Annotated in this window: 13 protein-coding genes; 10 read left to right on the top strand and 3 right to left on the bottom strand. The window is 70.8% G+C overall.

Annotated elements, in window-relative coordinates; translation table 11 throughout:
* Positions 1 to 31: 31 nt before the first annotated feature.
* Positions 32 to 829: a sulfite exporter TauE/SafE family protein gene (locus OG496_RS46850; protein WP_399388919.1), complete on the bottom strand. Its 798-nt coding sequence runs from the start codon at positions 827 to 829 to the stop codon at positions 32 to 34.
* A 151-nt stretch (positions 830 to 980) separates the two neighbouring features.
* Between OG496_RS46850 and OG496_RS46845 the strand changes: the two genes are divergently transcribed.
* Together OG496_RS46845 and OG496_RS46840 are read left to right on the top strand one after the other, a co-directional pair.
* A complete protein-coding gene (locus OG496_RS46845; RefSeq protein WP_405975226.1) occupies positions 981 to 1,820 on the top strand; it encodes an alpha/beta hydrolase in 840 nt (279 codons plus the stop codon).
* A 67-nt stretch (positions 1,821 to 1,887) separates the two neighbouring features.
* Complete coding sequence (locus tag OG496_RS46840) at positions 1,888 to 2,700, top strand: SAM-dependent methyltransferase (RefSeq protein ID WP_405975225.1); 813 nt, start codon at positions 1,888 to 1,890, stop codon at positions 2,698 to 2,700.
* A gap of 259 nt (positions 2,701 to 2,959) precedes the next feature.
* On the opposite strand, the gene OG496_RS46835 is transcribed toward OG496_RS46840, so the two are convergent.
* A complete protein-coding gene (locus OG496_RS46835; protein WP_366491972.1) occupies positions 2,960 to 3,463 on the bottom strand; it encodes a MarR family transcriptional regulator in 504 nt (167 codons plus the stop codon).
* Between the two features lie 251 nt (positions 3,464 to 3,714).
* Here OG496_RS46835 and OG496_RS46830 point away from each other — a divergent pair, with 251 nt between their 5' ends.
* The 4 genes from OG496_RS46830 to OG496_RS46815 all read left to right on the top strand — a co-directional run bounded on the left by OG496_RS46830 (position 3,715) and on the right by OG496_RS46815 (position 9,302).
* Entirely contained in the window at positions 3,715 to 4,752 is a 1,038-nt protein-coding gene (locus OG496_RS46830) for a zinc-binding dehydrogenase (protein ID WP_405975224.1), read from the top strand.
* A 97-nt stretch (positions 4,753 to 4,849) separates the two neighbouring features.
* Positions 4,850 to 6,067: a sensor histidine kinase gene (locus tag OG496_RS46825; protein WP_405975223.1), complete on the top strand. Its 1,218-nt coding sequence runs from the start codon at positions 4,850 to 4,852 to the stop codon at positions 6,065 to 6,067.
* Positions 6,068 to 6,151: 84 nt separating this feature from the next.
* Positions 6,152 to 7,633 (top strand): MFS transporter, encoded by a 1,482-nt coding sequence (locus tag OG496_RS46820; protein ID WP_366491975.1) that lies wholly within the window; start codon positions 6,152 to 6,154, stop codon positions 7,631 to 7,633.
* Between the two features lie 106 nt (positions 7,634 to 7,739).
* A complete protein-coding gene (locus tag OG496_RS46815; protein ID WP_405975222.1) occupies positions 7,740 to 9,302 on the top strand; it encodes a carboxylesterase/lipase family protein in 1,563 nt (520 codons plus the stop codon).
* A 115-nt stretch (positions 9,303 to 9,417) separates the two neighbouring features.
* Here OG496_RS46815 and OG496_RS46810 read toward each other — a convergent pair whose 3' ends face one another.
* Positions 9,418 to 9,891 carry a potassium channel family protein gene (locus OG496_RS46810; RefSeq protein ID WP_405975221.1) on the bottom strand — a complete coding sequence of 158 codons (474 nt, stop codon included), beginning with the start codon at positions 9,889 to 9,891 and terminating at the stop codon, positions 9,418 to 9,420.
* A 192-nt stretch (positions 9,892 to 10,083) separates the two neighbouring features.
* Between OG496_RS46810 and OG496_RS46805 the strand changes: the two genes are divergently transcribed.
* The 4 genes from OG496_RS46805 to OG496_RS46790 all read left to right on the top strand — a co-directional run bounded on the left by OG496_RS46805 (position 10,084) and on the right by OG496_RS46790 (position 13,963).
* Positions 10,084 to 10,431: a hypothetical protein gene (locus OG496_RS46805; protein WP_366491978.1), complete on the top strand. Its 348-nt coding sequence runs from the start codon at positions 10,084 to 10,086 to the stop codon at positions 10,429 to 10,431.
* A 248-nt stretch (positions 10,432 to 10,679) separates the two neighbouring features.
* Positions 10,680 to 11,570, top strand: a complete 891-nt coding sequence (locus OG496_RS46800; protein WP_405975220.1) for a hypothetical protein — start codon at positions 10,680 to 10,682, stop codon at positions 11,568 to 11,570.
* Positions 11,571 to 11,706: 136 nt separating this feature from the next.
* A complete protein-coding gene (locus OG496_RS46795; RefSeq protein WP_366491980.1) occupies positions 11,707 to 12,519 on the top strand; it encodes an SAM-dependent methyltransferase in 813 nt (270 codons plus the stop codon).
* A 40-nt stretch (positions 12,520 to 12,559) separates the two neighbouring features.
* Complete coding sequence (locus OG496_RS46790; RefSeq protein ID WP_405975219.1) at positions 12,560 to 13,963, top strand: glutamine synthetase family protein; 1,404 nt, start codon at positions 12,560 to 12,562, stop codon at positions 13,961 to 13,963.
* Positions 13,964 to 13,965: the final 2 nt, after the last annotated feature.

Genomic DNA, 13,965 nt, shown 5'->3' with positions numbered 1-13,965 from the left:
GGCGAGCGTACGAGGTCACGGGGCGGAGGGGTCAGCGGAGGAGCAGTTGCAGGCCGCCGATGATCGTCGCCGCGATCACGAGTTGCTCGAACAATCGCTGGTTGATTCGGTTCACAGCCCATTTGCCGATCAACGCACCGGGCACGACGAACGCCGCGAGCGCCGCGTCAAGCAGGAGCGAGTGCCCGTCGATCAGACCGAGGCCCACGCTGAAGGGCACCTTGGTCACGTTGACGATCAGGAAGAAGAACGCCGACGTGCCGAGAAAGCCCAGTTTCCGGAAGCCCGCGGAGAGCAGGTACATCGACATCACCGGGCCGCCCGCGTTGGCGACCATCGTGGTGAAACCGCCGAGCACACCGTACGAGCGCGCCTTCGCCCGCCCGGACCTGGTGGTGACGGAGTCCGGCTCGTCAGCAGCCCCTGCCGAATCCCCAGCCACCGCCTCCGCCTTGCGTCGGCGCCACAGGGTGACCCCCGCCATGAACAGCAGAATCGCCCCGATCGACGTCCGTACGACCGCGTCGTCGGCCCACACCAGGAACAGCGTCCCGATCACGACTCCCGCCGCGACCGCCGGGAACAGCCGCCACAGGGTGGGCCAGTGGGCGTGCCGCCGGTAGGTGAGGACGGCGAGGACGTCGCCGACGATCAGGATCGGGAGCAGGACGCCGGTGGAGGCGCGGGCGGGCAGGACGGCCGCGAAGATCGCCAGACTGACCGTGTTGGCCCCGCTCACGGCGGTCTTCGAGAAGCCGACGAGCAGGGCCGCGGCGGCGAGGGCGGCGAATTCCCAGCCGGATATGTGCCAGAGAGTCATCGTGTTCATGCGAGGACCGATGGTATGTCCTTACATCTGGCAGCGTAAGGAGTGTCTCGTCAGATGGCCCCTGCCGGCCGCGTCCCGGTGCTGACGACCCGCGGGGCCACCTGGGAAGATCACCCGGGACCAGGACCTTCCCGACACCGCCGGAGGACACATGGCCGACACCCGCGAGCACCCCCTCACAGGCACCCGGGGCACGATCACCGCACACGAGTGGCCGCACGAACACCCGCGGTACGTCGCCCTCGTCGCGCACGGATACGGCGAACATATCGGCCGCTACGCCGAGTTGGCCGCCGTACTGCTGACGAACGGCGCGGCGGTCTTCGGCCCCGACCACCAGGGCCACGGCACGTCGGCCGGCGAGCGCGTGCTGATCGAGGACTTCGAGGACGTGGTCACCGACCTGCACGCCGTCGCCGACCTGGCCCGCGCCACGCACCCGGGCGTCCCCCTCGTCCTGATCGGCCACTCCATGGGCGGCCTGATCGCATCCCGCTTCGCGCAGCGCTACGACGACGAGTTGGCCGCGCTCGTGCTGTCCGGACCGGTGATCGGCACCTGGGAACTGCCGGGCCGACTGCTCGCCCTTCCCGAGATCCCTGACATCCCGATCAGCCCGGCCTCGCTGTCCCGCGACCCCGGCGTCGGTACGGCGTACGCGGCGGATCCGCTGGTCTGGCACGGTCCGATGAAGCGGCCGACGCTGGAGGCCTTCGCCCAAACCCTCAAGACCGTAGGCGAGTTGGGCGACATCGGCGGACTCCCCCTGCTCTGGCTGCACGGCGGCGAGGACCGGCTCGTCCCGCTCGCCGGCAGCCGGGTCGGCGTGGAGCGGTTGAGCGGCGGCGAGTTGACCGAGTGCGTGTATCCGGGCGCCCGGCACGAGGTGTTCCACGAGACGAACCGGGCGGAGGTCTTCGCGGACCTGATCCGTTTCCTGGACGGGGTGTTGAACAGCGCCACCCAAAACGCCACCACCCGGTCGACATGACCGTGCCAAACTTCTCGCACACCCAGTGGGTGTCGTCGTAGCGCACAGTCGAGCAGAGGAGCATCGCGTGACCGGGACAGAGCCGGCCGTCCAGCGGATCGACACGTCGAAGCCGCATCCGGCGCGGGTGTACGACTGGTTCCTCGGCGGCAAGGACAACTACCCGGTCGACGAGCAACTCGGCAGGCAGATCACGTCACTTGACCCCGGCGCCCCGCGGACCGCGCGTGCCAACCGCTGGTTCATGCAGCGGGCGACGCGGATGCTCGTCCGGGAGTCGGGCATCCGCCAGTTCCTGGACGTCGGCACCGGCATACCGACCGCGCCCAACCTCCACCAGATCGCCCAGTCCACGGCGCCGGACGCGCGGGTCGTGTACGTCGACAACGACCCGATCGTCCTCGCCCACGCGGCGGCGCTGCTGCGCGATACGCCCGAGGGTGCGACGGAGTACATCCAGGCCGACGCCCGCGAACCGCTCACCATCCTCCAACAGGCTTCCCGCGTCCTCGACTTCGACCGCCCGATCGCGCTGTCCCTGATCGCCCTGCTGCACTTCATCCCGGACGAGGACGGCGCCCACGAGCTGATGGCGACCCTCATCGACGCGCTGGCGCCGGGCAGTTGCCTCGTCCTGTCCGCGATGACGGCCGACCTCGAACGGGAGAAGGTCGAGCGGGGCATCGCCGCCTACGCGGCGGGCGGGGTGACCCTGGTGGCCCGCTCGCACGCCGAAGTGAGCAGCGTCTTCAAGGGACTTGAGCCGATGGACCCCGGCATCGTGTCCGTGTCCGAGTGGCATCCCGAACTCGCGGAGGGCGAGACCCCGCTCGGCGAGAGACCGGTCTCGTTGTACGGCGGGGTCGGCTTCAAGGCCTGAGAGGCGTGAGAGGCCTGAGAGGCCAAGCCGAGCGGTCGTCCCGACACCCGCTCCCGGCGCGAGGACCGGCGCATGAAGTCGTCCGACTACGAAACCTTCGGTGAGGCGTAGGCCGAGCACAGTGCCGTCAGCCCGTTCAACACTCTGCACGACAGGCCCGCGATCCTGGACCTGGCCGGAGAGGTGGCCGGGCTGCGGGTCCTGGACATCGATTGCGCGACGGGGCTGCTGTCCCGGGTACGGCCGGGTTCCCGAGCCGTCAGGCGGACGGCTCGATGTCCACGGCCGCCTCGGCATGGGTGACGAAGTCGTCGACCAGCCGGTGGAAGAGGCCCGCGAGTTCCCGCAGGTCCTCGGCGGACCAGTGGATCAGGGCCATCTCCATGCCGCGGCGGCTCGCGTCCCGGATGCGGTTGACCGCGGCCAGGCCGCTGTCGGTGAGCTGGACGCGCTGGGCGCGGCCGTCGTCGGGGTCCGGGATGCGGACCACATGGCCGAGCTGCTCCAACTGCCTTAGCTGGCGCGTGACATGGGATGCCTCCACGGACATCCGGACCGCCAGCACACCGGGGCGCAGCGGCTCGCTCTCGGCGATGTAGCGGAGGATCGCCACGGCGGCCCGGTCCAGCGGCAGCCCTGCCAGCGCCATCAGACGCTCGTGCTGCCGGGCCCGTCCGGCCAGGTAGGCGATACGGGTGAGGACCCGCTCGATCTCGGCTACGTCCTCCGGAACGGGCGCTGTTACGGGTGGCAGTGTGGACATGCGTCCACCGTAACAGCTACTTGCCTGAGTTAAGCAAGGTCGGAAACGGTTGCTTGACTTAAGTAACGCATTTATGGTTGCCTAACTCAAGCAAGTCAAGAGCTGGGGCCGCCTGAGCGGAGGTGTCCCCGTCGCGCCGTACGCCGTGGGGACGGAGTACGGCGCGGTCACCGGCCCGGCGACCGGAGTACTCCCCCGTCCGCCGCCGGGCCGGTGACACCCCCTCACGCACATGGAAAGCGAGTCCCCTCATGGCCACGATGAAGTCCGTGCAGACCGGCGCCGTAGACAAGATCGACGTGGTGGACGTCGAGCGTCCGGTGCCCGGGCCCAAGGACGCCCTCATGAAGATCCGCGCCTGCGGGATCTGCGGCACCGACACCTTCTTCCTGCACATCGGCGGCGGCCCCTTCGGGCCCGGCGGCGCCATGACCCCGGTCCCCCTGGGCCACGAGCCGGCCGGCGAGATCGTCGAGGTCGGCGCCGAGGTCGAGGGCCTGAAGGCCGGCGACCGGGTGGTCGTCAACCCGCAGGGCTCGCCCACCGGGATCATCGGCTGCGGCGGCAAGCACGGCGCCATGAGCGACTACCTGATCCTTGAGGACTGCGAGATCGGCAAGAGCGTCACCGTCTTCCCCGACACCGTGCCGTTCGACGTCGCCGCGCTCAACGAGCCGATGGCCGTGGCCCGGCACGCCGTCAACCGTTCGGAGGCGAAGCCCGGCGACAAGGTCGTCATCTTCGGCGCCGGGCCCATCGGGCTGGGCGCGGCGATCTGGCTGAAGCTGCGCGGGGTCGAGCACGTCGTCGTCGCGGACGTCATCGCCTCGCGCCTGGAGACGGCGCTCGCCGTCGGCGCGGACGCCGTGATCAACTCCGCCGAGGAGGACGTGACCGCCCGGCTGACCGAGCTGCACGGCCACGCCGCCAACGCGCTCGGCCAGCCCCGCCCCGGCACCGACATCTACTTCGACGCCGCCGGTGTCGCCGCGGTCGTCAACACCACGGTCGACTCCGCGAAGTGGGGCGCGAAGCTGGTGATGGTCGCCGTACAGAAGAAGGGCGCCGACATCGACCTCGGCGGGATGCTGCGCAGCGAGCTGACGCTGATCGCCTCGCAGGGCTACCCCACCGAGATCTTCGAGGTCACGCGGGAGATCGCCGAGCACCACGAGCGGTTCGCCAAGCTGATCAGCCACCGTGTGCCCTTCGCCGAGGTCGGACAGGCCTTCGAGCTGGCGCTGACGCCGGGCGCGGCGGAGAAGATCGTCGTCACCTTCGACGAGTAGTCGCGGGCGCGCGGGTTCCCGCCGTCGGCCACGGTCGACGGCGGGAACCGCGGCCGGCCTTCTCGGACAGGAACCCCCACCTCATGATCCCCACGCCATGATCCACCGTCTGCAGCGGCTGCTGCGCTGCCATCCCCGCACCGTCGACCTGGTCATCGCCGCCGCGCTCTTCGCCTGTTCCTTCCCGGGCAGTGTGCTGACACTCCCGGGCCGCGACCTCGAAGTCCCTTGGTGGCCAGGCGTGTTGGCCGCGGGTGTCGCGTCCTTCGCGCTGCTGTGGCGGCGCACCCTGCCCCGCACCACGGTGGTGGTCACCCTCGGCTGTGCCATGGCCGTGGCCGCGCTCGGCTACCTCGTCACGGTCCTGGTGATCGGACCGCTGATGATGGCGCTCTACACCCTGGCCCGCGGATCCGACCGGACCACCGCGAACCTCTTCACCGTCTCCGGCATCGCCCTGCTCCTGGGCACGTCCCTGCTCGTGGGACCCGCCACCGAACCGCTGGTCCTGAAGCTGGCCGGGTCGGTCTTCTGGCTGCTGCTGCCGACCTCCCTCGGCACCACGACCCGACTCCGCGCCGCCTACCTGGATGCGGTGCAGGCACGCGCAGACCACGCGGAACGGACCCGGGAGAAGGAGGCACGGCACCGCGTCACCGAGGAACGCATGCGGATCGCCCGAGACCTCCACGACGTCGTCGCCCATCACCTCGTCCTGGCCAACCTCCAGGCAGGCACGGTCGTACGGCTGATGCGCAGCCGGCCCGAGGAGGCCGAGCGGATCGCCGGCGAACTCGCGGGCACCACCCTGTCGGCCGTACGCGAACTCAAGGCCACCGTCGGCCTGTTGCGCCACGCCGACGACTCCGAGACTCCGTCGGGGCCCGCGCCCGGACTGGCCCAACTCGCCGAGCTGGCCGCCTCGTTCGAGCCCGCCGGGCTGTCCGTCACCGTCAACACCGAAGGCAGGCCACGGCCGTTGTCCGCCGGTGCAGATCTCACGGCGTACCGGATCGTGCAGGAAGCACTCACCAACGTGACCAAGCACGCGGGCACCGGCTCGGCCGAGGTACGGCTCAGCTACGCGCACGACCGGCTGGGCATCACCGTCACCGACCACGGCGGCACGACGGCTCCCGCCTCCCCCGCGACGCCTTCCTCCCCCGCTCCGGCCGACGGCTACGGCGTGATCGGCATGCGCGAGCGCGCCCTGTCCGCGGGCGGGCGGCTCCGGGCCGGGCATCGGCCCGAGGGCGGCTTCGAGGTCGTCACCGAACTGCCGCTGCTGCCCCACACCCAAAATTCACTTGCGTAAGTCAATCAATCTCATTATGGTTGAGTGAGTCAAGCAAGTCGGCTCGTCCAGATCGTCACGCTCGTTCCAGATGGAGGCACTGCCATGTCCGACGCCCTTGCCCGACCCGCCGAAGCGGGTTCCTCCGCTCCGCCGAGGTCGAACGCCGTCGTCGCGGTGCTGGCCCTCGCCGGAATCGTCGTCTCGCTCATGCAGACCCTGGTCATCCCGATCATCCCGGAGCTGCCGAAGTACCTGAACGCCTCCGCGTCGAACACGGCGTGGGCGGTGACCGCCACGCTGCTGGCCGCCGCCGTGGCCACCCCGGTCGTGGGCCGCCTCGGCGACATGTTCGGCAAGCGCCGCATGCTGCTGACCAGCATCATCCTGCTGGTGGCGGGCTCGATCGTCTGCGCCCTGGCCGACTCGCTGGTCCCGATGGTCATCGGCCGCGCGCTGCAGGGTCTGGCCGCCGCGGTCGTCCCGCTCGGCATCAGCATCATGCGTGATGTGCTGCCCAGCGACCGGCTGGCCGGCTCCACCGCCCTGATGAGCGCCTCGCTCGGCGTCGGCGGCGCCCTGGGTCTGCCCTCGGCCGCCTTCATCGCCGACCACTACAACTGGCACCTCCTCTTCTGGGTCTCCGCCGTCCTCGGCGCCGTCGCCTTCCTGCTGGTCCTGCTGATCGTGCCCGAGTCCAAGGTCCGCACCGGCGGCCGCTTCGACCTGGTCGGCTCGCTCGGACTGTCCGCCGGACTGATCTCCCTGCTGCTCGCGATCTCCAAGGGCTCCGACTGGGGCTGGACCAGCGCGACGACCCTGATCCTCGGCGTCGCCGCCGTGACGATCCTGCTCTCCTGGGGCTGGTACGAGCTGCGCAGCCCGCAGCCGCTGGTCGACCTGCGGACGACCGCGAAGCCGCAGGTGCTGTTCACCAACCTGGCCTCGATCGCCCTCGGCTTCTCGATGTTCGCGATGTCCCTGGTCCTCCCCCAGCTGCTGCAACTGCCCACGCAGACCGGCTACGGCCTGGGCAAGTCGATGCTGGCGGTCGGCCTGGTGCTCGCCCCGCAGGGCCTGGTCATGATGGCGATGTCCGCCGTGTCCGCCCGCGTCACCAAGGCCAAGGGCCCGAAGGTCACCCTGATGATCGGCGCGCTGATCGTGTCCTCCGGCTACGCCCTCAACATCCTGCTGATGTCCGAGGTCTGGCACCTCGTCCTGGTGTCCTGCATCATCGGTGCCGGTGTCGGCTTCACCTACGGCGCCCTGCCCGCCCTGATCATGGGCGCGGTCGACCCGTCCCAGACCGGCGCGGCGAACAGCCTCAACACCCTGATGCGGTCCCTGGGCACCTCCTTCGCCAGCGCCATCGCCGGTGTGATCCTGGCCCAGATGACCACGGACTTCGGCGGCTCCGCACTCCCCTCGGAGAACGGCTTCAAGGTGGTCATGGCGATCGGTGCCGGAGCCGCGTTGCTGGCCTTCTTCCTCGCGAGCCTGATCCCCAAGGCCCGTAAGGCAGTTGAGGCACCGGCCGACGGGGAGCCGACCCCGGCTCCCGAGGTCGCCGAGGCCAAGGCGTAAGGCATTCTGGCCATCGAGCACACGGCGGTCGCCGTCCCGCGTCATGCGGGACGGCGACCGTCCTCCGCGTACCCGCACTTCCCCGGCACCCAGCGAGGAGTCCACGATGACGACAGCCAACTCCCGTGACACGGCGGCCGGTTCGGCCGACGCGCCCGTGGTGCGATGCGGCGCCGGTGCGGTGCGCGGGCGGCTGGAGGACGGGCTGGCGGTCTTCCGCGGCATCCCGTTCGCCGAACCGCCCGTCGGGGAGGCCCGGTTCCAGGCACCGCGACCGGTGCGCGGCTGGGACGGCGTGCGCAAGGCCCATGACTTCGGGCCGCCGCCCCCGCAGGAGTCCGGATTCCAGGGCCGCCGGGGCGTGTTGGAGGCGGCGACGGGCGACGACTGGCTGACCGTCAACGTGTGGACACCCGCTCCCGATCCGGCGGCCCGCCGACCGGTCATGGTCTGGATCTACGGCGGCGCCTACAAGTTGGGACACGCGGGCAGCCCCGGATACGACGCCCAACACATCGCCCGGGAAGGCGACTTGGTGGTCGTGACCTTCAACTACCGTGTCGGGATCGAGGGGTTCGCCCGGATCGACGGCGCCCCCGCCAACCGCGGGCTGCTCGACCAGGTAGCCGCGCTGGAGTGGGTGCGGGAGAACATCACCGCGTTCGGCGGCGACCCCGAACAGGTCACCGTCTTCGGCGAGTCGGCCGGTGCCGGATCGGTGGCCTCGCTGCTGGTCATGCCGAGCGCCGTCGGACTGTTCCGCCGGGCCATCGCGCAGAGCGTGCCGAGCCCGATCTTCTCCGACCCGCTGGCCAAGGACATCGCGTCCGCCATCGCCGCCGAGGCGGGACTGCGTCCCACGGCCGCCGACCTCGCGACCGTGGACCCGCGTCAACTGCCCGCAGCGGGCGAGATGTTGACCACCAAGATGCACCAGTACGAGGACCGGTGGGGCGGCCTCGCCCACACGCTGAGCCCCTTCGCACCCGTCGTCGACGGCGAGGTGCTGCCCACCACACCCTGGCAGGGAGTCGCGGCGGGCGCGGCCCGGGACGTGGAGCTGATCCTGGGTCACAACCGGGACGAGTTCCGCCTGTTCACCGCGCTCGGTGGCCAGCTCGGGAAGATCACCGAGGAGGACGCGGCATCCGCGCTGCGCTGGTTCGGCCCGGGCCCCGACGCCGAACAGTCCTACCGCACCGCCTTCCCGGACGCCTCCCCGGGCGAGCTGTACGAACTCGTCCACTCCGACCGGGTGTTCCGCATGCCCTGCGTGCACCTGGCGGACGCGCAGGTCGCCGCGGGCGGACGGGTGCACGTCTACGAACTCACCTGGTCCGCGCCGGGGTTGGGCGGAGTACTGGGTGCCTGCCATGGTCTCGACATCCCGCTGTTGTTCGGCACGTTCACCGCCGACCTGGGCAATCTGCTGTTCGCCGATGTCGTGCCCTCGCCCGAGGCGTTGGCGCTGTCGTCCCGTTTCCGGGCGTCCTGGACGGCGTTCGCGCGGACGGGTGACCCCGGGTGGCCCGCGTACGACACCGAGCGGCGATCGGTGCAGGTGCTCGACGCGGAGCCCGTGGTCACGGCGTATCCGGAGGAGGCCTCGCGGCGGCTGTGGGAGGGGTATGCCTTCGGTGCGGTGACGTTGGCCGAGCAGACCGGGTAATCCGAGTAAGCGGCCTCGATCGGCGAGGTGAGGTGCTGCGGTCGGCGGCGTCGCGCGGGCATGCGCAGTCCCTCTTCCCGGAGAGCCTGGCGGTACACCCGCCTCCCCCGTCACCTCACGCCCCCAGGTCCTCGCCCTTCCCGGCCACCATCCGCTCCAACCGGTCGAAGCGCTCATGCAGAGCCCGCACGGTCTCCTCGCCCAACTCCTCGGCCCCGTGCGCGAGATGATGCCGGCGCCGCTGTTCCCGCCCGACGAACCAGGTGGCCAGGGCCGCGGTGACAAGTCCGTAGGTGGTGATGCCGGTGACCATGACCACCGAGCCGACGACGCGGCCCCACAGCGTCACGGGGTAGAAGTCGCCGTATCCGACGGTGGTCGCCGTCTCGATCGACCACCACAGGGCCTTCGGGTACGTCGTCAGATTGGCGCCGCGCGCTCCCTGTTCGGCGGCGACCACCGCCCAGGAACCGACCAGCATCACCACGCCGAGGACCGCCGTCGCGCCGCCCGCCGCCTTCAGGTGGAGCGAGCGGCCCTGCCTGCCGAGCAGCAACTCGACCGCCCTGGTGAGGAATCCGGGCAGCATGGTCACTCCTTCGCGTCAGGGTGCCGGGCCGGCGGCCGGAGCTCGTCCCGGCCTGGGGCCAGTGTCGGGGCGGGCGGGGGTGCGGGCATGCCGGACGGGGCGTTCGAGTTGCCGTACGACCTGCGGCGTTGTGCGCTGGGGGCACTGCTTCGCCGCTCGACCCGACCGCCCCACACGACGGAGGCCCCTGCCATGACCGCGGAACCCCGAACCGTGCCGGAGACCTTCGCCTTCACCTGTGGTGACTGCGGCCACTGCTGGGAGGCCACCTTCCAGGTGATGTTCTTCACCAACCCGACGGACGCCTCCGGCCTGACCACGCAGGAGTACGTCGACGAGGAGGGGAAGGCCCTCAGGTCACCCCTCGCCGACGCGATCTGCCCCAAGTGCGGCGGGCGCACGGTCCATGTGCTGGAGGCGGGACTCGCGGCGCGGGCTCGCCGCGCGGAACACGAACCCCGGCCACCGCACGAGCCCCATGAGCACCGTCTGCATCTGCCGCACCGGCATTCCGGCCCGCCGGAGGACGAGACACGCTGACGCGCCGGGCACCCGAATCACCAGCACTACTCCAGTGGACGGCGCGCCCAGGCACACTCCCCCACCCGGAGGACGGGCCACCCCGACCCGTCTCCCACCCGCAAGGGTGCGCCACCCTGACCTGCCTCCCGCCTGCGAGGACACGCCCCTACCCCGCGTGACTCACCCGAACGGCCCCCTGCACTGGAGGCCCCGGCGCCCCGGTGGTGCGCTGGGGACACACCTGTCACTCCCCCGGAGGCCCCGCCATGCACCGTCGCCCGCCCTCCCGACCCGCCCGTCCTGTCCGTGTCCTCGCCTCGGTCCTCGCGGCGGGCGCCCTGTTGACCTGCGCGGCCTGCTCCGGCGGAGGCGACAGCGAGGGCAGTGGTGCGGACCGCGGGAGCGCCTCGGACGTCGCCGCCTCTCCGCTCGCCGCCGAGTCACCGCTCGCCTCACCCCGTACCGGGAAATCCGCCTCGCCCCGCGCCATGAAATCCGCCGCCCCCGCTCTCACCCCGGCCGGAGCCAAGTCCGCGCTCATCACCGAGGCCGATCTTGAGGACGACTGGACGCAGGTCAAGGGCGCCGCCGGCTGGGGCGACAAGCTGGTCATCGGGAAGGTCGACGTCGCCGACTTCCTCACCGCGAAGACGAACGCCGCCGACTGTCAGAAACTGCTCGACGCGCTCTACGACGACACCCTCCTCGGCAAGCCGTCCGGCGCGTCCGCGCTGACCGGGTTCGAGCAGGGCGACTCCCGGCTGCTGTACCAGGTCGCCGCCTACGACCGGGCCAAACTCGGTGCCTCCCTGAACTGGCTGAAGACGCTGCCGGTGAAGTGCGACCAGTTCACCGCGACCGACTCCAAGGGCGGTCATAGGACGGTTCAGGTCATCGAGGACCCGGTGTCCTCTGTGGGCGACGCCCGCCAGGGTCTCCAGGTCACCGTCACGGGCACGAGCGGCAACGAACCCACCACGCTCACCCTGCAGTTGGCCGTCGTCCGGGTCGGCACCGACGCGATCACGGTAACGTCCGGCGGCCTCGACGGCACGGAGACCGACACGACCAAGGCCGCCGTACAGGACGGCACCTCACACCTGAAGGACGTCCTGGCGGGACGGACGCCTCCGGCCCAACCCAACAACCTGGACTGACAGTTCACCGGGTCCGCCGCTACCGAAGAACACGCGCCAGAACATTCGCCCCGATCGTCGCGAACCCTTGGGCCGAGTGATCACCTGGCGGCACAATGGAGTTGACGGGCCAGACGGGCGAACAAGGAGCCACAGCGTGAGTGACAGCGACACCCCGGCAGAGGGACCTACCCGGCTCAACACCGGTGTGGCGCACAACGCCCGCGTGTGGAACTACTGGATCGGCGGCAAGGACAACTACGAGATCGACCAGCAGGTCGGCGAGCACGTCGCCGGAATGTTCCCGGTGATCCGTGAAGTGGCGCGCGCCGACCGGGACTTCCTCGGCCGCGCGGTGCGCTTCCTCGCCACCGAGCGCGGAGTACGGCAGTTCCTCGACATCGGCACCGGACTGCCGACGGTCGACAACACCCACGAGATCGCCCAGCGCGTCGCACCCGACGCCCGTATCGTCTACGTCGACAACGACCCGCTGGTGCTGATCCACGCCCGCACCCTGCTCACCAGCACGCCCGAGGGCGTCACCGACTACATCGACGCGGACGTGCACGATCCGGCGGCGATCGTCCAACAGGCCGCCGACACACTGGACTTCGACCGTCCCGTCGCGGTGATGATGCTGGGCATCCTCAACTTCATCCTCGACACCGAGGACGCCCGGGAGGTCGTACGCAAGGTCATGGCGGCGGTCCCCTCGGGCAGTTTCCTGGTGCTGACGCACCCGACCTTCGACGCCGACCTCGGCGGTGAGGGCAACGTCCCGGCCATGGAGTTCTGGAACGAGAACGCCACTCCCCCGATCACCGCCCGCAGCCGCGCGGACGTCGCCGCGTTCTTCGAGGGGCTCGACCTCCTCGACCCGGGCCTGGTGCCGTGCTCGCGGTGGCGCCCGGACTCCGACTCCCCGGCCGTGGTACCGCAGTTCGGCGCGGTGGCCGTGAAACCCTGACGGCGACGCCGACCGTGCAGGACGCCACCGTGGAGGACGTATGACCACCCTTGCCGACCCCCTGCCCGGCGGCCGCCCCGGCGAGGTCGAGCGCGCCATCGCGCTGGCCGCGGAGCTGACCGGGCGGGGTGTGCACGGGATCGTCCTGGCCTACGTCGACACGGCGGGCGTGGGCCGGGTGAAGACGGTCCCGACCTCGAAGCTCGCCTCGGCGGCGGCCTGGGGCGTCGGCATGTCCCCGGTGTTCGACACGTTCCTCGCGAACGACTCCATCGTCACCACCGACGTCCTCGGCTCCCCGGACGGCGATCTGCGCCTCTACCCCGACCTCGACCACCTGGCCATCCTGTCCGGGCAGCCAGGCTGGGCCTGGGCCCCGGTCGACCGCGTCACCCAGGAGGGCGAGCGGCACCCCGGCTGCAGCCGAACCTTCCTGCGCCGTACGGTCGTTGACGCGCAGCGGCTCCACGGGCTCACTTTCCGGGCCGGCATCGAGATCGAGTGGGCACTCGGCCTGGCCACGGCACCCGACGGCGCGTTCGTCCCCGCCACTACCGGTCCGGCGTACGGCGCGACCCGACAGGTCGAACTCAGCGACTACGGCGCTGAGTTGCTGTCGGCCCTGGCGACCCAGGGTGTCGATGTGGACCAGTTCCACCCCGAGTACGCGGCCGGGCAGTTCGAGCTGTCGATCGGCGCGCTCGACCCGGTCGCGGCGGCCGACCGCAGCGTCCTCGTACGGCAGACGATCCGAGCGGTGTCCGGACGGCACGGTCTGCGCGCCTCGTTCACACCGTCCGTCTTCGCCCAGGGCGTCGGCAACGGCGGCCACATCCACCTCTCGGCCTGGCGCGACGGCGCCAACCTGCACACCGGGGGCGACCGTCGCTACGGCATGACGGCCGACGCCGAGTCCTTCGCGGCCGGTGTCCTCACTCACCTCCCGGCCCTCACTGCCGTCACCGCGCCCAGCCCGGCGAGCTACTTCCGTCTCCAACCCTCCCAGTGGGCAGGGGTGTTCACGGCCTGGGGCCGCGAGACCCGCGAGGCCGCGGTACGCGTCGTCACCGGCACGGCGGGCCAACGCGCCCAGGCGGCGAACCTGGAGGTCAAACCGGTCGACCTGGCCGCCAATCCGTACCTCGCCCTCGGCTGCCTGATCGCCGCCGGCCTCGACGGCCTGACGTCATCCGCCGCCCTGCCCGAGGAGACCACCGGCGACCCCGCGCACTTGGGCGCTTCGGAAGCCGAGGCCCGGGGCGTACGACGACTGCCGACCTCCCTCGCCGAGGCCGTCACGGAGTTCCGCAAGGACGCGCAACTACGGGCCGCGCTTGGACCGGTCCTCGCCGACGCGGTGATCGCCGTACGACAGGGCGAGATCGCGGCCGTGGCGGAGCTGGACGACGAGCAAGTGGCTGCCGTGTACCGCTGGAAGTACTGACG

Source organism: Streptomyces sp. NBC_00988 (assembly GCF_045162645.1).
Taxonomy (GTDB): domain Bacteria; phylum Actinomycetota; class Actinomycetes; order Streptomycetales; family Streptomycetaceae; genus Streptomyces.
Note: the sequence above shows the minus strand (reverse complement) of the source record. Positions and strands in the feature narration are given on the sequence as shown.